Below are 25653 nucleotides of genomic sequence, written 5' to 3'. Positions count from 1 at the left end.
GCCCAATCGCTCTCTTTGGTACATGGCTAATTTGTAAGTAACTGATTTATCGCTAATTGGAATGAATCCAAAAATATAACCTACCAATAACCTAAAGAGTTTCGTTTTAGGAGGGGGCGCATTACGGGCGCCTCAGTCTCATAAGAAACATAAGTTTACACTTAGCGCATTAACGCACTGAGTTAAATACACTATTTGATTATGAGTTTGTTGTGATCAGCTTACTAAGAAATTAGATTAAAACACAACTCACCTACTGATGACTAAAACTTCGCGTCTTAGTGAATGAGACTGCTTGGCAACTCAGATGAGTCTGGGAGATAAAACTGATTTATTTACCGCTATGATGCCGGCAACGATCTTCGGTTAGACGTAGGCTGGGACGACAAACAAGGCCACTAAATAAGCCGAGGTTTACGATTTAAAACACTGGAAAATAAGACATGAAATTGTATAGCTACTTTCGCTCTTCCGCAGCATACCGTGTGCGTATTGCTCTTAATCTAAAAGGTATTGACTATCAGTTGGTAGCGATAAATTTACTTAAAGGCGAGCACCTAGGTGAAACGTATAAAGCCATGCAGCCACAAGGGCTTGTGCCTTGTATGCAACTTCAAAGCGGCGAAGTTCTTGCTCAATCAGGGGCGATACTCGCGTACATCGAGGCCAAATATCCGCAACATCCTTTAATGCCCGAAGACCTAATGGAAGCCGTCAAAATACGCAGCTTAATAGACATGATCGCTTGTGACATTCACCCAGTGAATAATTTACGGGTACTGAAGTACCTCAGTAATGAGTTAACCATCGAAGATGAGCAAAAGCAGCAATGGTATCGCCACTGGATTGAACAAGGATTTGAAGCCATTGAACACATGCTCGCAGCAGACAATTCGCCAACGACATCGCCTGCTTTCGCTATGGGGGATCAGGTGACTATGGTGGACGTCTATTTAGTGCCACAAGTATACAACGCCCTGCGATTCAAAGTAGACATGCAGCCCTACCCTAGAATAATGCGTGCCTATCAAGCGTGTAACAACCTAGACGCCTTTATCCAAGCCGCGCCAGAAAACCAACCAGACAGCACTTTGTAGGCTAAGGTTGCGTCACGGGTAATAGATAATCAGTGTCGCATTCTGGGTGTTACGGGTGTGGTGTTGCGGGTGTGGTGTTAAGGGTAAGACACCTACCTAAAACGAATCGCCTTTAGCGAATATCAATTTTACCTCACTCAAGTTAGGATACCGTCACACAACGAATGATCAAACAACGAGGCAAATTTTCATGACAACCCATGTGCTTTTTCGCGGGCCGCAAACACGTAACGACACCTGGCAGGCACTCTTTGCTGATGCCCTGCCGAGCGTGGCTTGGCACCACTGGCCGCATGTGGAAAATAAAGACGCTATTGAGTTGATGATAGTGTGGAAATTGCCACGTGATTACCAACAAGACTATCCCAATTTGAAAGTCATATTCTCAGTTGGGGCGGGCGTCGACCAACTCGACTTAGCTAGCGTGCCTGAGCATATTCAGGTGGTACGTATGCTTGACCCAGGTATTGCCAAAGGCATGAGCGAGTTTATTGCTATGCATGTGCTGAATATTCATCGAGATACCTTCGCCTATATCAACGCGAATAAAGCCGGCTCGTGGCGACCAACGCCCACTGTGGCTAATAAGCAAAGACGCGTCGGTATTTTGGGCTTAGGTAACTTAGGCCAAGCTGCAGCACAAACCGTTTTACAACTGGGGTTTAGTGTCAATGGCTGGAGCCGCCGCCCGAAACACGTTGAACAGGTGACGTGTTTTAGTGGCGATGCTGAATTAGAGTCGTTTTTAGCCCAGACGGATATTTTAGTGTGCTTAGTGCCGCTTACACCAGAAACACGAGGCATACTCAACGCGAAAACCCTAAGCCAGCTCCCCAAAGGGGCCAGCGTGATTAATGTAGGGCGCGGCGAGCAATTAGTGCCAGATGATTTAATGACTTTACTCGATGCCGAGCATTTAGCCTACGCCGTACTTGATGTGTTTGAGATTGAGCCCCTACCTGAAACACATCCACTTTGGCAACACCCTCAGGTTTTAGTGACCCCACATATCGCTGCTATCACTCAAGATGACAGCGCAGGTCAAGTACTCGTCAGCAATGTGCAGCGTTACATCAATAAACAAGCTCTCACTGGCCTAGTGGATAGGGACCGCGGTTACTGAAAACGGTGAACCACATTTACTTTTATACTAGGGCCAATCGATTTCCGACATGACCCCAGCTAGCAATGATCCCAATCCTGTGCGTTGATCTGGCGAAGCTGTTTCAACTCTACACATAAAGCAGCACAAGCTAATCTACCAACATTGACACTACGGGTGCTAAAAATAAGCCCTGCAATCAAACCGTATACTCGAAATGGTTTTGCGATATATAGCGAAAGTGAGCGCTTTTTTAATATGGCAGCAGGCACATTTTAAGCGTCTCACTTAGCCTGCTTACTGTACAGGCGATTAAAAAGGGCGCGAGCCTGTCTTAACTAGCGTATTTCTAAATAAATAAGCAACCAACCAAAAAATACCAATAAAAATTGCGTTCACGCTGTCTTTATCTTTGAAGTCTAACGCACCTAGGCTAGGCGGTGATTTTCTGCTTCAATAGGTTCAGGCAATGGCTTTTCCCCTAATATATCCAGCAGATTGATTTCTATCGTGCGAGAAATAGCATGCAAAGGCAGATGATTGGCAGACAGGCCAAAAGGCGCGGCCAACTCTTCGCTTAATGCATCTAAACCAAAAAAGGTGTAGGCAATAATGGCGCTGAACAAAGGCGTGACTAATCCTTGGGACGCCACAATACCGAAGGGTAAAATAAAGCAGTACAAATAGGCTGTGCGCTGCACCAGTAACATATACGCAAATGGCAACGGCGTAGTCTGAATGCGCTCACATGCCGCCTGTACTTCAGCCATTGCGGTAATGTGCTCATTTAAGCTCGCTTGCAAAATGTCTGACAACAAGCCTTGCTCTCGGCACTGCCTGATTTTTAGCGCGATCATACGTAATATCGCATCCGGTAAACTGTTTGCTTGGCGCAGACATACTGTGTCTTGCTCGGTGACATACTGTTGTATATCGGGCCATGGGTCAGTCTGGCGAAGCTGGTGTCGCAGTGCGTGAGAAAACGCTATGCTGAGCTTGATGGTATATTCTTGCGACTCGATGCCCGCTTTTTCACTGCTATCAATGTAGGACATCAATTGACGGGATAAACTACGAGACGCCACCACTAATTGCCCCCACTGTTTACGCCCCTCCCACCAGCGGTCGTAACTGGCATTGTTGCGAAAACCAAGAAACAAAGACAACGCCACACCAAACAAAGCCACAGGCGCAAGGGTAAAATCTGGGAATATTTTAGGATAGAAATGTTGCGCTACAGCAACTGCCACACCCAGTAAGGTGATAAATAGAATTTTCCCGTAAATAAGCGGTAAAACCGACCCACGCAAAATAAAAAACAATCGAAACGAGTGAGGAGTATCGCGAACTATCATAAGAGTCTCGAGCTAGATATTATAAATGCCTTAAGCTGGGTATTATAAAGAAAAAGTGCCAATGTGTTTGTTAATAGATTGAATCATTAGATTTGCACATATCTAGCCTGATCCTGGGCCAGACGCAGCACCTGAAGCAGCACCAGAGGCAACACCTGAATCAAGAACATAAGCAAATCGACATATGACGCCTTGTCTCCCGTTCTGTCACTGACTTTCTAGCCGCAATACCAAGGCATATACATTGACTTAAAATGCGCTAACATACCTTCTGTTATCAATATGTTATAGGCGTTCTTTATGCTTAACCATGTCGCGAAGCCCTTTACAAAACTAGTAGAGCGCTATCTGCCCGATCCCTATATTTTTGTGCTTATCTTGACGCTAGTCACAATCGGCGCTGCGGTTATTTTTGAACAGCAACCTGTCTTAAGCGTTATTACCCAATGGGGTGATGGATTTTGGGGTTTGCTGAGCTTTTCTATGCAAATGTTATTGGTATTAGTCAGCGGTTTTATGTTGGCTAATACGCCATTAATGAAGAACCTATTAGGCCGCCTGGCAACGCTGGGAAATACCCCGGGTAAAGCTATTATTTTAGTGACCTTGGTATCACTCACCGCCAGTTGGATCAATTGGGGGTTTGGTTTAGTCATAGGAGCATTGTTTGCTAAAGCCCTCGCCCGTCAGACCCATGTAGATTATCGCCTATTAGTGGCCAGTGCTTATTCTGGGTTTGTGGTGTGGCATGGCGGATTAGCAGGCTCAATTCCACTGACCATTGCCACGCCTGGCCACTTCAGTGAGGACCAAATCGGCGTGATCACTACAGGCAGCACTATATTCAGCAGCTTTAATCTGATCCTGCTTGGGATGTTGTTTATCGTCGTGCCTCTGGTTAATCGCCTGATGATGCCCTCTGCTGACGAGAGCATTATTGTCAGTCCAGATAAACTGCAAGATGACCCTATGCCAAGCGCCGAAAATACTCGGCCAGCAGATAAACTTGAGAACAGTAAGCTGTTAGCTGTGTTAGTCGGCTTTGTGGGTATAGCCTACCTAGTGAGTTACTTTGCTCAAGGCGGCGGCCTGAATCTGAATATCGTGAACAGCCTCTTCTTGTTTTTAGCCATCGTCTTACACGGCACCCCTAAACGTTTGCTGCACAGTCTTCAACAGGCCGTGCACGGTGGGAGTGGCATTATTATTCAGTTTCCGTTTTACGCGGGTATTATGGCGGTCATGGTGCAATCTGGATTAGCACAAAGTTTATCCCAATGGCTTATCAGCTTTGCTAGCGCCGAGTCACTCCCCGTATGGAGCTTCATCAGTGCGGGTATCGTCAATATTTTTGTGCCATCAGGCGGTGGGCAATGGGCGGTACAAGCGCCTGTTATTCTGCCTGCTGCCGCAGAATTAGGCGCAGACGTGAGCCGCGTGGCGATGGCGGTAGCATGGGGCGATGCGTGGACAAACTTAATTCAACCATTTTGGGCTTTGCCCGTGCTAGCCATTGCAGGGCTCAAAGCCAAAGATATTATGGGATTTTGCTTAGTTCAGCTTGTCATAACCGGGATCATTATTTCGCTAGTATTGCGCTTTGTGTAAAATTCAAAATTTAAAAAAATGGGTAATTACATTGAGTTAGCAGCATTTAGCAGAACGATATGGAAGTAAAAATACTATTTAACAGGTTTTAATAGTATTTAGCAAAAAGTGGTTAATTTTTCTGGCTTTATCGCGTGGATTTGGCACACTTTTGCCGTGTTTTATAATAATAGTACACACCATACCACGGGGACTAATAACACTCTAAGGTACTGTTGCTATTGTAATTTAGGAAAGCAGTTTACTGCAGTAATTAAGGAAGATTGCCATGACTAGGCTTATCCCGCTTGTAATGATATTTAGTGTAATACTGACCGCTTGTGGAGGTGGAGGCTCAGGCTCCGAGGGAAGCACATCCTCCCCAGCCCAAAAGACCAACTCCATCATAGCAACTTGGTTCTACGAATATCCCAATCAATGCGTTGAAACGTTCGAGTTCAATGCCGACGGTTCGTTTAAAATACTCTCTGCAGAAGCTGTCATTGCTGGCTCTTATGATTTCGATAGCACTACAAATAGCAGAGATCGACATGCTTTAACGCTGACGTTTGAACAGCAAAACCAAAAATACGACTGTGAAGGGGCATACGAAAATATCGTAGGCAGTTATGTGGAATTGTTCGCGGACTTTTCAGCATCTCAACAAATGAATTGGTTCGAACTTAATACAGGTGGTACAGCAATATTTGAATTGGAACGTGAGGTTAAGCTCGAGATATCCGACTTACCTAGTCTCATTCAGGTAGGCACTGAAATTACGTTCACTGTCTCTGCTGATACTGGCACAACCGCCCCCATAACCTTACTTTATGGCCCTACGGGCATGGAAATAGATGCTAATGGGCAAGTCACCTGGACACCCGTATTACCCATGATAAGTGAAAGTAATACGGTGAATTTTGCCTTTACCTCAGAGCGAGTTGTCGTACCCAGCGTAGTGCAAGTTAATGTATCAATGAACAACTTCAAACCTCCCTCGCTGCGGCAAGGATTTGCAGTAGCCTATACGTCCAACGGTATGCAAATAGATAATTTCATTGGCGACAATGACAATGAGATTTTGATTTTGGACAGACTCGGTAATCTATCTATCGTTGAGGCTAATGGTGAAGAATATGAGTCTACTTTTACTTATCCATATTCTCTTAAACGCACAAGTGAGTTGTCACGTTTGTCGGTCTTTGATACCAACGCAGATGGCGTCAAAGAGGCCTTTGTGATGGCTGATAGCAAGATTCTACATGTTGAAAATCTCTCGCTGCCACCTGTGATTAAGTTGCAAAGCGACCAGTTACTAAAGCACTTTATTATCGATAATATTGATAGCGACCCCGCGCCAGAAGTCGTCGTTTTAGAAAGTGAGTTTTTCGGTACACATCAATTGGTAGTTTATGATGATGACTTTAATAGTGAGCTATTCAGAGCGGATATAGAAGAGGGCTACGGCGTTGAAATGTTCATTGGCAATGTAGACAACGATGAATCAAAAGAAGTTGTACTCTCAACGGGTGAAGTTTATGACATTCAATCAGGAGAGCGTCAGTGGTTCGAGCCTGAAGCTTTCACCTATTCTCTAACTGTCGAAGACCTAGATAATGACGGGATTGACGAAGTAATAGCCAGTTCTCAAAGCACTCAAGTAATCATTTGGAATATTCAGAACAGCACTCAAATTGCTGTTTTAGAGAATACTGACAGCTGCTACGGCCCTGTTGCTGCAGCTAACCTTGATACTGATCCTGAAAAAGAAATTATGATTGGTAATTGTGGGTGGGGGTACATTAACGCTTTTGATTTATCTAATGGCTCGTATAACAAACGCTGGTATCTTGACATGATCGGTAGCAGCGAAAAAGGGTTCGCAATCGGTGATGTGAACAATGATGGGCAGGATGAAATGATATGGGGGGCAGGAACAGAATCGACTGCAGAAGATAAGCTAGTCGTTGCAAGTCTAGCCCCTGAGCATAAAGTAACATGGTTTAGCGATGTACCTTCACAACTGACAAGGCATGCTCCTGCGGGCTGGGCACAGATCAATCCGACCGAAGAAGCCGCAGTATTTGTGATCCCCACTAAGTGGGGCGGACAACGTTATGCACTGATGACTGAGCAAGGTAAAGTAACCATTAGTGATGAAATAACCAGCAACTTGACACGTCTCAATCTAGGAATTGTTGGGGACAGTGACGGTGACGGACACGATGAGTTATTTTCACTCGGTGCAGATTTGAACGACACTCGCTTAGATATCATTGATTTAGACAGTGGCATAGTACAAGAGTATGTTCAAAGAGCTGACAGCGATGGTGATATAAGTACATTCGCGATAGCAGATCTGAACGGTGATTTAAACGATGATGTCATCTCGGTTAAGCAAGAAAAGTTGACGCTTTATGACGTAGCAAATGACACTGTCATTGATACATGGGCAGCAGAAAGTCGCATTATCTCCGTTATTGCAACCACAGATACACAGGGAAACCAGGTTATTGTTCTATCCACTTACGAACGTGTGCATTTTCTCTCATTATCATCAGGAAAACTATCACTTCGCGCGAGTAGCACTGAAGTTTACAGAGGGAATTGTAATAAGTTGATTGCCGCACCTCGAACAGACGAAGTCACTTGTTTAGGCGATGTAAATTACGATCACATTACTAAATTATCTCTGGACGGCAACCTCCTATCATCAGTTGATATCGCTCAATTCGAACTCATGGATGCAGTGCAGGCCCCTAACTCCAAAAATGTTTTTGCCTTAGTCGAAAGTAACCGTATTGACCAGCTTGCAACCGAAACCTATATCGTTGAAATAGATACTGATAACGGTACTTTGATTTGGCAGAGCGCGGCAATTGCAGGCAAAGCGAGACTTGTAGGCAGTGCAAGAACTGCAGGTTGGGCAAACAAAAATGCCATTAAATGGGGAAAGGTTGACACAGAATCACATTCATTATTGATTTCAACCGATGCTGGAATGATGATGACTCATTAATGATGAAGGCTAAGTGCTATTGAGCACTTAATCTATCTTCGCCCCTATCAACTGAGACACTAGATGTGACACTTGGGGTGCTGCTTAGGCAGCTCCCCAAACTTTATGCTTTCTCTGCCCATAAGGACATTAGTTAATGACAGAACTCATATTTGTCACATCGCATATTGGCCCTGTTTGCGTTACTCCTTAAAACAATCTTTATAGCTAATATTGCCAAGGGCTGACCTCAATCTAGTTAACGTGGTAGTGGCTATTAGTGCGAATGTAGATAACCGCTGGGGTATCTGCTTTGTTTGCAATACTGTGGGTAAAATTCCCTTTTGATTCTACATAGCTGCCTGCACTTAACGCTTGAGCTTCGCTTTGTTCATTTGAGCTGTACTCAACCGCACCGGCTATGACGACGGCGCGAAACTCACCTGCATCCGTTTTAACATCACCTTTAAAACCCGCGGGCAATTTGATCATCGAACCATTCATATCTGCCGTGCTTTCCCATAGGTAAGTGGTTTGCACACCATCAACGTGAATATCATCCAAATCACTGTCGTTTAGCCACACTATGTTGTCTGTGTGCAGATTTAACGGGCGCTCGCCATTGTCAAAGTTTTCACTTGAGAGTTTGACTAAGAATGGGCCTGAGTCAATTTCAAGATAAATTAAATTGGTATCGGCATTCGCCGCTGTAGTGTGATCTTCACCGGCTGGTTGCGTCCAAAAAGAGCCCGCTGGAATCCACATTCTTTCAGGTTTTGGGTCGTCATTGTGCATTTGGCCTTCGATCACAATACCCCGATAAGTAATGTTGTGAATGTGCGGCGGAGACTCAAACCCTTTGTTAAAACGGACCGACATACCCGTGGCAGTATCTGCGGTGCGATCGCCCCATAGGTCAGCTTAAGCGGCTTATGCCCGAATATAAAATTCCGTTAACCCAAATGTGGTTAGTGCTACCCAGTCGCCAGTTAATTTCCCCCGCTATTCGCCTCATTCGAGATGAACTGAAACGGAACATCAACGAATTGAGAACACAATTAAGCACCAACCAACTCTTATCCGAACAAGAGTGGCCAAAAGCCGAGGAAGAATGGCCAAAGGCGGAGTGAGGGGCAAGGTCAGCGCAAGCGCTCACCTTCTTGAGTATTGAACCAACTAGGATGCCTGCCAGAGCATTGGCTTTAGGCTAGGCCTTGTCCAAATGCTCTGCGTGAAAACGAAAATGTGCTTCAATAAAACTGCTGATAAAGTAGTAACTATGGTCATAACCCTCATGCAAATTCAGCTCTAGCGGATAACCGCCGGCCTTAGCTGCACTTTGCAAAACGTCAGGCTTTAACTGCTCACTTAAGAAGTCATCTGATGCGCCTTGGTCAACCAAAGCAGGGACGAACTGCGTGGCACTGCGCATTAATTCGCTGGCATCGTATTCACGCCATTTAGCCATGTCATTCCCCAGGTATGCGGTGAAGGCTTTTTGCCCCCAAAGGCAGTTTACTGGGTTACTGATCGGGCTAAAGGCCGACATTGATGTGTATCGTTCGGGGTTACGCATGGCGATAGTCAATGCCCCATGACCGCCCATTGAATGGCCTGCAATCGCGCGTTTGTCTGACACGGGAAATGTGGCTTCAATCAGCTGAGGCAGTTCATTCACCACATAGTCATACATGTGATAATGACGATCCCAAGGTGCTTGGGTCGCATTCACGTAAAAGCCAGCGCCCTTACCCAAATCATACCCTTCAGCATCGGCCACATCGTCCCCCCTAGGGCTGGTGTCTGGTGCCACAATGGCGATGCCCAGCTGAGCTGCGATACGCTGTGCACCGGCTTTCTGCATAAAGTTTTCATCGGTGCAGGTCAATCCGGATAACCAATACAGAACCGGCACCTTAGTACCGTTTGCGGTTTGCGGCGGTAAATAAATCGCAAAGCGCATGGTGCAATCTAAAGTCTTGGATGGGTGACTATATTGTTTGTGCCAACCACCAAAGCTTTTATTGATGGATAAGTTTTCAATTGTCATAAGCGTGCCTAACACTCCGCTAGGAGCCTCTTGTAGTTTTGTAGAATTTCGTGATGTTGCAACGTGAAGTTGCTACGTGTTGTTGCTAAAAGCGCAAATGCATGACTGCTCGCTCAAGAGCAAGCAGTCGCTTTCGCTTAGAAATGAATAACGCTGCGGATACTTTCGCCTTTGTGCATTAAGTCGAAAGATTCGTTGATGTCTTCAAGGCCCATAGTATGGGTGATGAAATCGCTCAGTTTGAACTCACCTTGCAAGTAACGCTCTACATAATCTGGCAATTCAGAACGCCCTTTCACGCCACCAAATGCTGAGCCGCGCCATACACGACCTGTCACTAACTGGAATGGGCGGGTTGCAATTTCTTGCCCAGCACCGGCCACACCGATGATCACAGACTCGCCCCAACCTTTGTGGCAGCACTCAAGTGCAGAGCGCATTAAATTGACGTTGCCGATACACTCGAACGAGTAGTCAACGCCCCCATCTGTTAGCTCAACAATCACGTCTTGTAAGGGTTTGTCATAATCTTTTGGATTAATAAAATCAGTTGCCCCCAATTTCTTGGCTAATTCAAATTTACTTTCGTTGATATCGATAGCAATGATACGACTGGCTTTAGCCATGGTTGCACCAATGACCGCTGACAAGCCAATGCCACCCAAACCGAAGATGGCCACAGTGGCGCCCTCTTCTACTTTTGCGGTGTTCATGACCGCCCCCATGCCTGTAGTCACACCGCAGCCTAGCAAACAGACTTCTTCTAAGGGGGCATCTTTGTTCACTTTTGCCAATGAAATTTCAGGCAACACAGTGTACTCAGAAAACGTTGAACACCCCATGTAATGGAAAATAGGCTGGCCATCTTTATAAAAACGCGTGGTGCCGTCAGGCATCAGGCCTTTACCTTGGGTTTCCCGAATTTTTTGGCAAAGGTTCGTTTTACCAGACAAACAGAATTTACATTCACCGCACTCAGGGGTGTAAAGAGGAATAACATGGTCGCCAATCGACACGCTGGTAACGCCTTCGCCTACCTGCTCAACAATACCGCCACCTTCGTGGCCCAGAATAACCGGGAAAATTCCTTCTGGATCTTCACCAGACAAAGTGAACGCATCAGTGTGGCACACACCAGACGCAATCACTTTAATCAGTACTTCGCCTTTGCGCGGAAGCATGACGTCAACTTCCTCAATCGACAATGGCTGCTTAGGGCCCCAAGCAATGGCGGCTTTAGATTTTATAAATTGATCTGACATAGTGATCCTCTCTTTGAGTTAATAAATTGCTTACGGAAATAATTCGCTTTCGTGAATAAAATTGCGTTAGTAAAAATAGTCGCCTTGGGTGCTGCGATTCGTTCATTTAAACCACACCTTGAAGGCGTAAAAATGGGCTTGTACTTAATGGCTATGGCCTTGAGACAAATTGATCATCGCCACACCAACGGCGACAAATGCCATACCAAACCATGTGGTTAAATCTAAATGTTGGCGGTAAATTACGGTCGACAACAAGGTCACGGTGACAATCGCTAGGCCAGCCCACAACGCGTGTACAATCCCTATAGGCATGCCTTTCATCGCTTGTCCTAAAAACATAAAAGCCGCGACGTGCCCCAATAACACCAATACGCTGGGTAAAGGTTTAGTAAAACCATCCGTTTCTTTTAACGCAACGTGTGACATGGCTTCTGCGACCACACCTAGCATTAGAAATACCCAACTCATCTTTGCTCCTTACGTAGTGTATTAGCGCCGCGCTGACAGAAATATTTCCGTCATGACCCGAATTAGTTAACGAATCTTGTCCGCTGCACTAGTGCTAAGTTTAAGCTTCTGCCAAAACGCCCATTGGTTTTTGTTTTCACGCTCGTTCGCGAGTATGGGACGCATTATATTTATTTCTTCACAAATGATAATATACTGATTTAGTAAATTACTTTTACTCACAGGTAACAATGATGCAGTGGGAAGGGATCAACGAATTTGTTTATGTGGCCGAAGCCGAGAGTTTTACTCAAGCGTCAAAAAACTTAGCTATCTCTACCGCCCAAGTCAGCCGCCAGATCAGCGCGCTGGAAACGCGATTAAACGTGAAGCTGTTTTATCGCACCACGCGAAAAGTGTCACTAACTGACGAGGGGCGACTCTTTTACCAACATTGTCGCAGCGTACTTGACGGACTCGATGCCGCTGAGCGCGCCATCACGAATTTACAATCGAAGCCCCAAGGCAAAATCCGCCTCACTGCGCCGGTGACCTATGGTGAGCAGCAAATACTGCCGTTAGTAAATGATTTTATGCTCCAGTACGCAGAGGTAGAAGTCACCGCCTATTTAAGTAATCAAAAAGTCGATTTAGTTGAACAAGGATATGATCTGGCCATTCGCCTCGGTAAATTAAGCGATTCATCCATGATGGCAAGAAAACTCGCGACTCGCACCAACTCTGTGTGCGCCTCCCCTGCCTATTTGGCAAAATTCGGCTTCCCGCACTCTTTATCTGAGCTGAGTAAACACAGCTGCTTGCTAGGCACCCTAGATTATTGGCACTTTCGTGTCGACGACAAAGAGCGAAATATCCGCGTGAAAGGCAGGCTAAGGTATAACAGTGGGTTTAGTTTAGTGGACGCTGCGCTCAAAGGCTTGGGCATAGTGCAACTGCCAGACTACTACGTGCAAGAACATCTTGAAAGTGGCGCCCTGGTCAGTTTATTAGATAATTATCGCGAATCCGAAGAAGGTATTTGGGCGATTTATCCGCGTAACAGGCATTTATCACCCAAAATTCGCTCCTTAGTGGATTATCTAGCTGAGCATATAGGGTATACCAATTCCGTTAAATAATTGCTAAGTGGCCAATTATTTAATGGCGTTGGTATTAAGCCATCAGACTCGTCAACTCAAGACTGCCCTTTTCATGACTGCCCTTTGCGTGAACTGATCTTGAATGCTAGCGTTAGTGTACACAAAGCATGCTCGTCATTACGCAAATGGGCAGTCGTGCTTGCTAGCAATTGAGAACAAAGGAGATCAACATGGAACTGGGGGCTTTTTCAATTAGCTTAAGCGTTAAAGACATCGCTCTATCCAAAACCTTTTACGAGAAATTGGGCTTTGCGGCAGTAGGAGGTGACCAAAAACAAGGTTGGTTAATCCTAAGAAATAGCGGTCAAACCATAGGTTTGTTTCAAGGTATGTTCGAAAAAAACACGCTGACGTTCAACCCAGGTTGGGACGTTCACGGCAATCCCACAGGAACCTTCACCGATGTGCGTAACATTCAGCAAGCATTGAAAAGCAAAGACATTGATTTTATGAGCGACGTCACTGAAAACACGGTCGGCCCAGGCAGCTTTATGATGACTGACCCAGACGGAAATCCCATATTGGTCGATCAACACAGATAATTAATCCTCTGCGTTATTAAGACAATTGATTGAAAAATATGGAAACACAACCCATTGGACTTTACAGGTCTAACTGAACATATTTGAACAACCTAACTGAAATACGTGAACGAATTGAATAAATCTTTGGGTCTGATATGTATCGACTTTCTTAAAAACAAACAATAGTGAGCAACAATGGAAACAAAACTGATAAAAATTGCAATTTGGTCAGCTGTGGTCGTTCTACTCCTGAGCTTGTTGTGGCTCCCCGCGCTTTGGCTGTTCGTACTGCTGATCCCGATCGTGGCATTAGGTTATTACGATTATCACCAAACACGGCATAGCATTTTACGTAATTTTCCCGTTGTGGGTCACGGCCGCTGGATAATGGAGCGCATTCGACCCTTCGTTCGACAGTATTTTTTCGAATCAGAAACCGACGGCACACCGATTACCCGTATGTTCCGCTCATTGATTTACCAAAGAGCAAAAGGCAGTTTGGACTCCAACCCCTACGGCACAAAAATCGATACCCAGCGCGTGGGCTACGAATGGATAGGCCACTCAATGGCAGCAAAGCACCATGACAGCAAACGCCCTGCCCCGCGCATTACCGTTGGTGGCCCCGATTGCACCCAGCCTTACGAAGCCAGTTTTTTCAATATCTCCGCCATGAGTTTTGGCGCACTGAGCGATAACGCCATTCGAGCACTTAATAAAGGCGCGGCCATAGGCGGCTTTTACCACAACACGGGTGAAGGCAGTGTCAGTGATTACCACCTAGAAAACGGCGGTGATATTGTATGGCAAATTGGTACCGGTTATTTTGGTTGTCGGGATAAAGAAGGCAATTTTGCTCCTGAAGCATTTCAAAAAATTGCCCACAAAGATGTCATCAAGATGATTGAAATTAAACTCAGCCAAGGGGCAAAACCAGGCCATGGCGGCCTATTACCCGCTGATAAAAACACCAATGAAATTGCTAGAATTCGCCTTGTTGAGCCCGGCACGCAAGTGGACTCGCCGCCATCTCACAGCGCGTTTGAAACACCTATTGAAATGATGCACTTCGTTAAACAACTACGGGAGTTATCTGGTGGAAAACCAGTGGGCTTTAAACTGTGTATTGGCCGGGCCAGCGAATTTGTTGCTGTGTGTAAAGCCATGGTTGAAACCGGTATCAAACCAGATTTTATCACAGTGGATGGCGGTGAAGGTGGCACTGGCGCCGCTCCACTTGAGTTCTCAAATTCCGTAGGCATGCCATTGCGTGAAGCCCTATCATTCGTATGTGATATTTTGGTTGGCTTCGATTTGAAAAAAGACATTCGCGTTATTGCCAGTGGTAAAACCTTCAGTGGCTTTCATTTGGTCAAAAACCTCGCCCTAGGTGCAGATATGTGCAACAGCGCCAGAGGTATGATGGTGGCGTTAGGCTGTGTACAGTCATTAGAATGCAACACCAACAAGTGTCCAACAGGCATAGCCACGCAAGACCCTAAATTAGCTAGAGGTTTAGTGGTGCCAGATAAAGCCGATCGCGTGGCGCGTTATCACAAGGCCACGGTAAATTCGGCATTAGAAATTATTGCGTCTGCAGGCTTACGTAACACAGAGGATCTTAATCGCTCACATATTTTCAGGCGTGTCAGTCAAACCGAAGTGCGCCGCTTCGATGAAATATACCAAAGCCCCACGCCGGGCAGTTTTTTCGATGATGAAAAACCGAGCAAGTTTGCTCAGGCACTTAAAGAAGCCAGCCCAGATAGCTTTTATCCGAAACAGTACTTAGCCGAGACGGACGAAGGGTTAAAAGAAGTGAGTTAACCCTGGCATCTTTAAACCAACACTAGGCGCTTAGAATAAATAAATTCTACAGCGCCTTTTTTGTGGGCATGACGACGTTAGCGAATATGAGACCGGCAATCAGCGACATAAAAATTAAGAAGGTTTCCTGCCCTATATGCTCTGCTTGCACGAAGTCTTGGCCAGATACAAAGGAATTCAAACCTATGTAGGTTTTCGACCCTGGCACTAAAACAATCAAGCCTTGCATACTCACCAATGACGCTGGTGCGTGGGCAATTCGGGTGAATAAATTAGCGTATATACCAAGAGCAAATGCCCCCACAAAAGTGCTTAAGCCCTGCTCTAAATATGCTGAACTCCACACCGTCGCCCCATACGCAATAAAACCGGAAAGCAAGGTCCACGGAATATGTTTAACCCGTGTTCTGAAGATAACCACTAAGCCCAAGCACAACATTAATATGGCGAACCAGCGTGTCCATTCCGGTAAAGACGTAGCAACTGATGATTCATTTGGGCCAAAGAAACCAAAGCCGATGCTGATCCCCAGAAATGCCCCAAAATAGAGTTTAAATAGTTGCATCACCGCATCCATGACGCGCGCGGTACCAGAAACTAAATTACGTGATGACAACTCAGCTAGCCCCATGGTTAAGGCTAAGCCCGGCACAAGGATGATCACGGACGAGAGCACCACCAGCGGTATGTTCATCCCGTGATCAAAATAAAAGCTAATCGCACAAGCAATCAACCCAGCGGCCAAAGATGCCGCTGGCTCTAACATTAGCGTCACTCGGCGAGAAATTTGTGACCATAACACCAGAAAGTAAACCACTAAGCCGATCAATGACGTCCAGAGGATCTCTTGCCAGCTAGCCCCCATCAACATAGCAAATGCGCCCGGTGCAGCACAAAACCCTAGACCGGTTAAAATCTTGCCATAAGGGCTAGGCATCTCATTGATCACGTCAAGTTGGTGATCAGCTTCTTCTAAACCGACTTCGCCAGCGAGCAAGCGCGTCGCCAGCTCATCAGTGCGGGATAACGCATTCATATCGTAATCACCAGGCTGTACTCGGACAGAATGGTTGTACTCATCTTCCCGCCTGTCGCTCCAAATCACAAACGTCAACGCCGTGGGCGTGGCAATAAAGGATGCGCGAACCCCCAAATAGGTCGCAAGCTCAGTTAGGTAAGCTTCTAAGCGAAACGCAGGTGTACCATATTTGTGCAACATAATGCCCAATTTAACGATAAATTTTCGAATTTGAATAAACTCTGCAGTATTCACTTCACGCACCCTTTTTGATACCTAATTCGATTATTTTAAATCGCTCATATTTAACGACTTAACTTAAATTTTCGCGGATTCTAGTGACATTTAATGTGTTACACAACGCACATTTTTTACTCACATTGGATTATAAAAACTAATCCTTACGAGCGAGAACAGCATCTCTATATTGGTTCCTGATCGATAGACCAAGGTAGTTCCACTTACACGATTATTTACATCTCATCATTCAGTCACTTCGTCTATCTGGCTTGAATTTGATCAAAACACCATCAGCTCTAGTAGTAACAGAAAAAAACAATAAATTTTACATCACTAGGAGAAAGTAACATGGCAAAAGAAAAAGTCGTATTAATTACCGGCGCATCCAGTGGTATCGGCGAGATGACAGCCAAAATATTGGTCCAAAATGGCCACAAAGTAGTGTTGACCGCTAGAAGACAAGAAAAGTTAGATGAATTAGTCGATTACCTTGGCGCTGACCATGCTATTGCAGTCGCCGCAGATGCCACCGATATTCACGAGCTTGAGAAAGTGGTAAAAGAAGGAATCAACAAATTTGGTCGACTGGATGTGGCGTTTGCCAACGCTGGTATGGGTGTGTCTACATCTGGCACAGAGAAAGGCGATCCCGACGAGTGGGATACCATGATCCAAATTAACATCAATGCTTTGCTCTACACCGCTAAGCTCACGTTACCTCACCTACGGGAGTCCGTAGGGCAGTTTATCATTACCAGCTCAGCGGCTGGCAGACGTCCCATTAAAGGTTCGATTTACGGTGCAACTAAATGGTTTGCCTATGGGTTTGGGCAAAATTTAGCAGAAGAAATGGCAGAATGGGGCGGCCGCTGCACAACTATTGCCCCAGGCATGGTTAATACACCATTTTTCGATGAAGAAAAGCCAGACAAACTCGCTCCTGCAGATGTAGCCGATGCCGTGCTATTTGCCGTGGAGGCTGATAAGCGAAATTGCGTTCGCGAAATTTTCTTAATGCCAACAAACTAGACTAGGCTAGACCTTAGGCAAATCTATAGCCGCTTCATTGGGGTACGCTCAAGCCGGAGGACACGGAATGTGGCGTCGTGGTTACAAGGTGAAGTAATTGCGACGCGTTTTGGCTACGCGGCATTGTGATTTAGTGGCGCCGTGGTTGTGTATTTTTCATTTAGGAGGAAATATGAAGCATCTAGCGAAAGCCTTTTTTACCCTAGGATTAAGTCCTTTACTGAGCACAGGGTCTCTGTTTGCACAGTCTTTGCCAGATACATCTGGCAAAGAATTGGTTGAAGCCCATTGCAATGCTTGTCATACCAGCGAGCGTATTGTATCTAGCGCTGGCTACAACCAAACGGGTTGGCAGCATTTGATTGCCACCATGGTCAATTTAGACGGCAATCCGAACCGCGAAAAAATCACTGCTTATTTAGCCGAACACTTTCCTCCAACGTCGCATCGCAACCCGCAACTGGTGGAGGGCGACACCTCTGTTACATTTGAAGAATGGGTGGTACCCACATTGGGCCAGCGTTCCCGAGACCCAATTGAAGCGCCAGATGGTTCGATATGGTGGGCTGGCCAGTGGGGGAATCTCATTGGGAGCATAAATCCACAAACCGGTGAGATGCGTGAATACCCCTTGCCGGCTAACGCCATGCCACACACCGTCACCCACGACAGAGAAGGTAACATTTGGTACACAGGCAACAAGAACGGCACATTGGGTATGCTCAACCCGCAAACAGGAGAGATCACCGAATATAAAATGCCCGACCCGCGTGCGAAAGACCCCCACTCCGCTATTTTTGATGACAACGGTACACTGTGGTTTACCTTGCAGCACAGCAACATGATTGGCCGCTTGATACCCAGCACGGGGGAAATCAAATTAGTCACCATGCCCACCCAAGACGCTCGCCCTTACGGCATTAAAATTGATAGCAAGGGCACACCTTGGGTGGCGTGCAACGGTAGTAATTGCTTAGTCAAAGTAGACCCAACAAGCATGGCAATCAGTGAGTACCCACTGCCAAATGAGAACACCACCGTCAGACGCCTTGACATCGCAGATGATGGCATGATCTGGTACGTTAATTCAGGGCGTGGTCGCTTAGGTCGACTCAACCCTAACAATGGCGAAGTCAAAGAATGGCCATCCCCCAGCGGGCCAAACTCACACCCCTACGCTATCGCGGTCATTGGTGATGCTATTTGGTACAACGAATCAGGTAAACGCCCTGATGCCTTAGTTCGTTTTGACCGCAAAGCACAAACCTTTCAAAGTTGGCCCATTCCCACTGGAGAGGGAGACGCGCACATCTACGCCGGTATCGTGCGCCACATGCGCCCAACCCGTGATGGTAATCTGCTCATCCACCAAAGCGCGACTAATCGAATTATTCTGGTGAAGGCTGAGACCAAAAAGGACTAATTCCGTTATTTAGCGGTTCGTTCGAGCCGCTTATTCTTACCACATCTGAACCTAATCTATTCATACCCATCCGCATTAATACATGCCCCTCAGAATGCGTCCGGCGGCTTTTGAGCAAGGCGTCGCTGGGTAGTAATGGTTGTTCCCTTTCAAATAATGAGAATGCAGAGCAAAAGCCGCTGGGCATTTCTTTCAGCTCAGCTGTAACCAATGAGTAGCCAGTGCGATCCAACTAGTTAAATCCAACTATTTCGCTCAAATTTTCCGCAGACTTTTGTCTTCATTTGTATAGAAGTGTCAGTGATTGCCAAGAAAGGTAAAGGTTATGTAAAGAGCCTCATAGCCAATGAACTTAACGTTTTATCCTTACGTCACAATGGCAATTAAACAAAGCCTTAGGTGAAATATGACCGCTTCTCACCTAAGAAAATAAACCTGGAGATACAATGAAGTTAAGCAAAACGACGTCGTCGATAATTCGCTCCCCTGCTCTATATTTGGGAGTTGCGTTATTGTCTCTTACTGGCTGTGGTTCAAGTGACGATGACAACACTGGATACATCCGCTTTTACAACGCCTCATACAACGCTCCAGCAGTGTATCTCACCGTTGATGAAGATTTAGATGAAGATGACGACGACGAAATTGAAATTACCTATGGTGCAGTGACGTTCGGCAATGTGACTTCGAACAACGCCCTGGACAATGACACTTATTGGGTTGAGCTTGGTTGGCAAGACGAAGAAAGCAGCGATCGCAGCGATCTTGAAGTGATTTATCAAGAGCAGCACAAAATTCAAAACGAAGTGATTACCTTTGTTGCCCTTACTGACGATATTCGTTCGCCTAACGTACTCACATTTGATATCCCTGTGGTAGATGACGATGATGATGACGACGATGATTTGTTTAACGTGCGTTTTCTAAACCTAAACACTGATTATTCAACTGTGGATGTTTACATCTCTGAAGATAACGAAACGTTCAATGAAGCAGAGTTCGTATCAACCGTTGAACTCAACAGCCTTACTGACAATATTAAGATTGAACAAGACCAGTATATTTTCTACATCACTGAGCCAGGTGGCAGCGAGCCAATCTTTACCTCTGAAGATATTTCATATTCTGTTGTCAGCCAATATGTTGTGGTACTGCGTGACAACGTGGGTGTAGGCAGCTCACCCTTTACCATCGACAGTATCGGTGTAAACAGTGTTACTGAGCTAAACGATGTTGACGCTGAAGCCTCATTTGGTTTTTACAACGGCATCGCCACCAACCAATACATTCCTGATTACACAGGTGTAGTCGACTTAAATGTTGATTTAGATGATGAAAGCGAGTTGATGGTCGATGATCTAGGCTACGGCCAATTCAGTGAAACGACGACGACCTCGAACGGTGACTATTCATTCGACATTCTAAATGCAGATAATGACGAATTGTTCATCCATGATGCCTTACTAAGCTTGCAAGAAAACGCTGACAATATTGTATTCTTATACTCAAAAACGGACGCAGTTGATGATGACGAAGACGATATTATCGATGAAAACGAAGACGGTATCGTTGATAATTACGAGTCTATCATCAAGTCTTTAACCATCACCAAGAGCAGCAGTTCAAGTATTTATAGCCATGGAATCAAAGTGGTCAACTTGAGTGATTCAGACGACTTCAGCCGCGTGAAATTCTACTTTGTTGAGAACGACGAAGTGATTTCTACGGCTGATAATACCCTGTCTGTTTTACAAGAAAGCAATAGCTCTATCACGCTTATCAATAACACTTACGATGTTTTCGCCATCGCTACTATCGAAGGCAGCGATATCATCATGGACAGCTTCCAACTGACATTAGACGAAGACAGTGTTGAGCAGTTCTTGATTTTTGCCCCAGATGACAGCGCATCAACCGGGTTCAGCATGACATTAGTGGATCAAAACCAAGTTAACTAATTGGTTTATCGCGTTCGCGCCATAGTAAAGGATTGCCCTGCTATGGCGCTGATTCACATATCAAGTGACGACCCAAGACTCACATTAGCCGACATCTGCATCATACGCTTTGAAAGCTTTTTGCTTTATCGCTGTTAGGCCCTTTATTGCCTAAAAACCAGTAAAGCATTGCACAAGCTAGATAAACAACTGCGCTAACAGAGTCGGACATTTCGTTTTGAGCAGAGCGCTTTTATAAAGGCAAGTAGTAAGCCGCAATAATCAAGCGATCACACGAGCAATGAAACAAGCGATGAAAAAAACAATGAAACAAACACGAATAGCAGCCTTTTTATCCAGCGCCTTTCTATCTAGCGCCTTTTTATCAGTTCCTGCTGCGTTCGGTGCTCAGTATCAAGTAGTTGAGCTACCCGTTGCAGAATTAGGTGTGGACTCATACCCAACTGCCATCAACAGCATCGGTGAGATCGCCGTCAACCTAGCGTCGCAGTTCAATCCCGTGATTGATGTTTCTTTGCTGGACTTTGATTCAGCTACGCTCATTGCCGGGTTAACCAACTTAGAAAACGCCCGATCAGGCGACTTCAATACTGCTGACTACGAATTTTTATATGCCTATATTACCGCCAATGCTGAAAGCCAGTTTTTCCAGCAAATCGCCAGTTTAAATAGCTATGTAGCCTCAGAAGACACCAGTATTTTGCTGCATGGTTTTGACACCATTGACAGCGACACAGACGAGTACCGTAACAGTGCCACCACAACAGTGCGTGGTATCAACGACTTTGGCTATACCGTTGGGAAAAGTTTCGACGGTTTTTACACACTGGAATATGTGACAGAAGACATTGAAGACGTCACTTATGTGCTAAATGATTTTTACTACCGTGGATTTGCGCAAATAGAAGATGACGTAATCGAGCTTACGCCGCCTGAAAGCACTTTGGGTGGATACAGCGAAGCCTACGATATAAACGAACTAAACCAAGTGGTGGGCATAGGGAGCACTGAATTGGTGTCTAGCACATTGCAAGACAGTATTGATGCGTGTGCCGATGAAGATGAGCGAGGTGATATCCCTGAAGCGTCGTGTTTGCGCAGTTTAAGTATCAGCACCAATGCCAGTCTCGGAAGCGTTTTTCAGCAACGAGGAGTGATTTGGCAACTAGACGATGGCGGTGTCGAAGATACCTACACCCTGCCCATGCTAATTGAGCCGGACGACGATGACACTACGGTTTACAGCAGCACGGCTGTCGCCATCAACGACTTTGGTATTGCCGTGGGTACGTCACCCGCGTTCTATCAAAATACTGACACTTTAACCTCAGCGGCGGTGATTTACGATAACGACAAAGCCTACACGATCAGCGAAGATAGCGACGAAGAGTACGATGTTTTTGCCAGCTACGCGGTTGACATCAATAACAATGATTTGGTGGTAGGATACGCCACCAAAAGCGTACTGGGCTCAACGCCCAACAAGTTTTTCGTGTATGACTACGACTCAGGTATCATTGAATACCCAGATGATTTCTTCGACAGTGCCTCTACGGTTCCCACCGCAATCAATGATGACAACCTAGTCGTTGGTTTCACCGAGTTTGAAGAAACCAGTTCAGGCATTCGCCGGGTAGAAGGCTTCGTTTATGATTATCGTAACGATATCTTCTCAAGCCTAAACGACTTAATTGAATGCAACAGCCCCTACACCATTGCTCAAGCAAATGGCATTAACGAAAATGGCGAAATCATCGCAACGGCAACTGTGTCTAGCGTTAACAAAGACATCACAGGTGAAATTGAATTAGATGAGTACGATGCCCAATCTTCAAGCACCCACGTTGTCGCCATTAAGCTAGTGCCCATTCCAGGTGGTTCGATTGATAACTGTGACGTATACGAAGAAGAGTATGAGCGTGAAGGCGCCAGTGCTTTCTGGTTGTTGTTTGTCGGATTGTTTGGTTTAGCACGCTTTGTCCCTTCGCGAACGAGCCTTGGTAACCGCTAGAACACGCGTAGACACAAGGTAACGAACATCACTAAAGCATGATGTTCATGATAAAACCTAAACGAGCAGTTGTATTTAATGGAGTCGATACAACTGCTCGGTTTTAATCAAATCACCCTAGCTTTACGCTAACTCGGCTTAGTCAAAAAGCTGCGCTTAGACACAGCGTTGGTTTTTAGCGCGTTGAGGGCTGAGCTATCAGAGCGATCCTTCAAAGCGACACCTGACAGATTTAAGCGCCGCGCTTCTTTGAGTAAATATAATGCTCGATGCGCGGCGTCATCATAACCCAAGCCTGCGGGTCGAATATTCGAAATACAATTTCTCCGCGCGTCGGTCAAGCCTATTTCTGGTGCCCATGTGAAATACAAACCTAAGCTGTCGGGCGAGCTTAACCCCGGGCGCTCCCCAATTAGCATCAATACCGCTTTGGCGTTCAGGTACTCTCCTACTTCGTCCCCAACAGCCACTCGCCCCTGCTCTACCACCGTCAGCGGGGCAAGACGCCACGATTCCGACTCATGCTTTAGCAAAGTGATTAACTGCCTGAGCAAGGGTTGAACATTGTATTGCACCGCGATGGATGAAAGCCCATCCGCCACCACGATGGCCAAGTCATAGTCTGGCTGAGTAGTTCCTGCTTGTTGCGTCATGAATTTCAGCAATAGATTGCGCGACACATCATTTAGTTTTCGGCCCAAGTCTGGGCGCTGCAAAAATGTCGTTCTATCAAACGCTTGGCTATGCAGCATTATAGGTGGGCAAGGCAACACTGACGAAAACTCGGTCAGTTTGTGTTGTAGCTCCTCTGTGTTTAATCGCAATTTTACTGCATCTCGGGCCTTGGCATGCGACAACTGGAATCCCAGCATTTCTGAGGTAGGTAAGCTTATCCCTGCTCTGCCTAGCCCGATCCGCGCATTTGTGTAACGACGTAACGTGCGCCATGGGTTATTAACGACTTCGCTGCTTGTCATGCTTGCATGACTATTCACCATATTGCTCACGTGACTGGACTCATCATTGTACTTTTTCATTATGAACGTCCCCTTAGTGCCTTTAACGAACGGGCAAAAACGTCTGGCACATGATCTGATAGTATGTACTGCCCATCATTTTTCATGATATTCATTTTCTCTAACCACATCTCAAACTCCGGTGCTGGTCGCGCGCCTATCACCCGACGCAAATACAAAGCATCGTGAAATGAGGTCGTTTGATAATTCAGCATAATGTCGTCTGAGCCCGGGATCCCCATAATAAATGAACAGCCTGCTACCCCGAGTAATGTCAGCAGATTGTCCATGTCGTTTTGGTCTGCCTCGGCGTGATTGGTGTAACACACATCACAGCCCATCGGCAGACCAAGCAATTTGCCGCAAAAATGATCTTCGAGCCCAGCTCGGGTGATCTGTTTGCCATCGTATAAATATTCCGGGCCGATAAAACCCACCACCGTATTAACCAGCAAAGGATTAAACTTACGAGCCACAGCATAGGCTCTGGCTTCACATGTTTGTTGGTCTAACCCGTGGTGCCCATTGGCGGATAACGCACTCCCCTGACCCGTCTCAAAATACATCACGTTAGTGCCTGCTGTGCCTCTGCCTAAGCTCAGCGCTGCCTCATGCGCTTCTGCTAATGTCGATAGATCGAATCCAAAACTACTGTTCGTGGCTTGAGTGCCTCCAATAGACTGGAAAACCAGATCCACGGGCGCGCCTGCTTCTATGCACTCTATAGTGTTGGTCACGTGGGTAAGCACACAACTTTGTGTTGGAATCTGATATTGCTGAATGACGTCATCCATTAGATGCAGCAAATGTGTGGCCTGGGCAACATTATCAGTCGCTGGGTTAATCCCTATGACCGCATCACCATTTCCGTACAGCAATCCATCTAGCATGCTGGCCGCGATCCCGTTTATGTCGTCTGTGGGATGATTTGGCTGTAATCGCGTTGAGAGCCGGTTAGGTAGGCCAATCGTGCTGCGAAACGCTGTGGTAATTTGACACTTTTTGGCCACCAAAATCAGGTCTTGATTGCGCATTATTTTGCACACGGCCGCGGCCATTTCAGGGGTGATGCCGGCGCTAACACTGGCCAGTACTTCACTCGTGGCGAAATCGCTGAGCAGCCAATTGCGAAAATCACCTACGGTTAAATGCGCTAGCGGCGCAAACGCCTCTTTACTGTGGTTATCCACTATTAACCGAGTGACTTCGTCGCTTTCGTATGGCACCAAAGCTTCATTTAAAAAGTCAGTCAGCACAACGTCGGCCAAGGTAAATTGTGCAGCCACACGCTCTTGCTCAGTCTCAGCTGCCACCCCAGCAAGTATGTCTCCCGAGCGCAGCGGAGTGGCTTTGGCCATTAGCTGGGCCAAACTCGTGAATTGATATGTAGTACCGCCGACTGTGTGTCGATAACCTTGACTCATTCAACTATCCATAATGAAGTTGGTCAGTGTCAGCCGCATATTCACGTCATTATCCTTAAGATGAAGAGAAGACTTCAATTTAAGATCTACATGCATGAACGACTGACAGCCAGATTAGGGTG

Annotated in this window: 18 protein-coding genes and 2 pseudogenes; 12 read left to right on the top strand and 8 right to left on the bottom strand. The window is 46.0% G+C overall.

From position 1 onward, the window contains the following. Positions 1-443: 443 nt before the first annotated feature. On the top strand, positions 444-1097 hold the full coding sequence (maiA, locus tag AC0L6N_RS05180) for a maleylacetoacetate isomerase (RefSeq protein WP_473479501.1): 654 nt from the start codon (positions 444-446) through the stop codon (positions 1095-1097). A gap of 190 nt (positions 1098-1287) precedes the next feature. Beyond that, on the top strand, positions 1288-2220 hold the full coding sequence (locus tag AC0L6N_RS05175) for a 2-hydroxyacid dehydrogenase (RefSeq protein ID WP_473479498.1): 933 nt from the start codon (positions 1288-1290) through the stop codon (positions 2218-2220). Positions 2221-2627: 407 nt separating this feature from the next. Here the strand turns inward: AC0L6N_RS05175 and AC0L6N_RS05170 are convergent, their stop codons facing one another. Beyond that, positions 2628-3554 carry a bestrophin family protein gene (locus AC0L6N_RS05170; protein ID WP_473479496.1) on the bottom strand — a complete coding sequence of 309 codons (927 nt, stop codon included), beginning with the start codon at positions 3552-3554 and terminating at the stop codon, positions 2628-2630. A gap of 300 nt (positions 3555-3854) precedes the next feature. Here AC0L6N_RS05170 and AC0L6N_RS05165 point away from each other — a divergent pair, with 300 nt between their 5' ends. Together AC0L6N_RS05165 and AC0L6N_RS05160 are read left to right on the top strand one after the other, a co-directional pair. Next, positions 3855-5162, top strand: a complete 1308-nt coding sequence (locus AC0L6N_RS05165; protein ID WP_473479494.1) for a short-chain fatty acid transporter — start codon at positions 3855-3857, stop codon at positions 5160-5162. A gap of 268 nt (positions 5163-5430) precedes the next feature. After that, positions 5431-8160, top strand: coding sequence for a hypothetical protein (locus AC0L6N_RS05160; protein WP_473479491.1), 2730 nt, complete (start codon positions 5431-5433; stop codon positions 8158-8160). Between the two features lie 234 nt (positions 8161-8394). On the opposite strand, the pseudogene AC0L6N_RS05155 reads toward AC0L6N_RS05160, so the two are convergent. Beyond that, a pseudogene (locus AC0L6N_RS05155) lies at positions 8395-9060 on the bottom strand (DUF4437 domain-containing protein); the annotation flags it as partial. On the opposite strand from AC0L6N_RS05155, the pseudogene AC0L6N_RS05150 reads away from it, so the two are divergent. After that, positions 9054-9269 (top strand): annotated as a pseudogene (locus tag AC0L6N_RS05150) (LysR family transcriptional regulator); the annotation flags it as partial. The pseudogenes AC0L6N_RS05155 and AC0L6N_RS05150 sit on opposite strands and share 7 nt — an antisense overlap. 77 nt (positions 9270-9346) lie before the next feature. Here the strand turns inward: AC0L6N_RS05150 and fghA are convergent. The 3 genes from fghA to AC0L6N_RS05135 all read right to left on the bottom strand — a co-directional run bounded on the left by fghA (position 9347) and on the right by AC0L6N_RS05135 (position 11922). Continuing rightward, entirely contained in the window at positions 9347-10189 is an 843-nt protein-coding gene (gene fghA / locus AC0L6N_RS05145) for an S-formylglutathione hydrolase (RefSeq protein ID WP_473479489.1), read from the bottom strand. Positions 10190-10326: 137 nt separating this feature from the next. Continuing rightward, entirely contained in the window at positions 10327-11451 is a 1125-nt protein-coding gene (locus AC0L6N_RS05140) for an S-(hydroxymethyl)glutathione dehydrogenase/class III alcohol dehydrogenase (RefSeq protein WP_473479487.1), read from the bottom strand. Positions 11452-11595: 144 nt separating this feature from the next. Next, on the bottom strand, positions 11596-11922 hold the full coding sequence (locus AC0L6N_RS05135; RefSeq protein ID WP_473479485.1) for a DMT family transporter: 327 nt from the start codon (positions 11920-11922) through the stop codon (positions 11596-11598). Between the two features lie 233 nt (positions 11923-12155). On the opposite strand from AC0L6N_RS05135, the gene AC0L6N_RS05130 reads away from it, so the two are divergent. The 3 genes from AC0L6N_RS05130 (at position 12156) to AC0L6N_RS05120 (ending at position 15412) form a co-directional block, all read left to right on the top strand. Continuing rightward, on the top strand, positions 12156-13040 hold the full coding sequence (locus AC0L6N_RS05130) for a LysR substrate-binding domain-containing protein (protein WP_473481254.1): 885 nt from the start codon (positions 12156-12158) through the stop codon (positions 13038-13040). A 191-nt stretch (positions 13041-13231) separates the two neighbouring features. Further along, positions 13232-13603, top strand: coding sequence for a VOC family protein (locus AC0L6N_RS05125; RefSeq protein ID WP_473479483.1), 372 nt, complete (start codon positions 13232-13234; stop codon positions 13601-13603). A 177-nt stretch (positions 13604-13780) separates the two neighbouring features. Then, the gene (locus tag AC0L6N_RS05120) at positions 13781-15412 is read left to right on the top strand and encodes an FMN-binding glutamate synthase family protein (protein ID WP_473479480.1); all 1632 of its coding nucleotides are present in this window, start codon (positions 13781-13783) and stop codon (positions 15410-15412) included. Between the two features lie 46 nt (positions 15413-15458). Here AC0L6N_RS05120 and AC0L6N_RS05115 read toward each other — a convergent pair whose 3' ends face one another. Then, a complete protein-coding gene (locus AC0L6N_RS05115; RefSeq protein WP_473479477.1) occupies positions 15459-16685 on the bottom strand; it encodes a threonine/serine exporter family protein in 1227 nt (408 codons plus the stop codon). Positions 16686-17018: 333 nt separating this feature from the next. Between AC0L6N_RS05115 and AC0L6N_RS05110 the strand changes: the two genes are divergently transcribed. From AC0L6N_RS05110 to AC0L6N_RS05095, 4 genes are all read left to right on the top strand, one after another. Beyond that, entirely contained in the window at positions 17019-17699 is a 681-nt protein-coding gene (locus AC0L6N_RS05110; protein WP_011574271.1) for an SDR family oxidoreductase, read from the top strand. A gap of 172 nt (positions 17700-17871) precedes the next feature. Then, positions 17872-19122, top strand: coding sequence for a Vgb family protein (locus AC0L6N_RS05105; protein WP_473479474.1), 1251 nt, complete (start codon positions 17872-17874; stop codon positions 19120-19122). 446 nt (positions 19123-19568) lie between these two features. Then, positions 19569-21080 carry a hypothetical protein gene (locus tag AC0L6N_RS05100; protein WP_473479471.1) on the top strand — a complete coding sequence of 504 codons (1512 nt, stop codon included), beginning with the start codon at positions 19569-19571 and terminating at the stop codon, positions 21078-21080. A 304-nt stretch (positions 21081-21384) separates the two neighbouring features. Continuing rightward, on the top strand, positions 21385-23091 hold the full coding sequence (locus AC0L6N_RS05095; RefSeq protein ID WP_473479469.1) for a DUF3466 family protein: 1707 nt from the start codon (positions 21385-21387) through the stop codon (positions 23089-23091). A gap of 128 nt (positions 23092-23219) precedes the next feature. Here AC0L6N_RS05095 and eutC read toward each other — a convergent pair whose 3' ends face one another. Next, positions 23220-24128 (bottom strand): ethanolamine ammonia-lyase subunit EutC, encoded by a 909-nt coding sequence (gene eutC / locus AC0L6N_RS05090; protein ID WP_473479466.1) that lies wholly within the window; start codon positions 24126-24128, stop codon positions 23220-23222. Further along, on the bottom strand, positions 24128-25531 hold the full coding sequence (locus tag AC0L6N_RS05085) for an ethanolamine ammonia-lyase subunit EutB (protein WP_473479463.1): 1404 nt from the start codon (positions 25529-25531) through the stop codon (positions 24128-24130). The genes eutC and AC0L6N_RS05085 overlap by 1 nt, the downstream gene beginning before the upstream one ends. Between the last annotated feature and the right edge of the window lie 122 nt (positions 25532-25653).

This window comes from Paraglaciecola sp. G1-13, assembly GCF_055809255.1.
The sequence above is the reverse complement of the archived record's forward strand: the minus strand, read 5'-3'. Positions and strand labels throughout refer to the sequence as shown.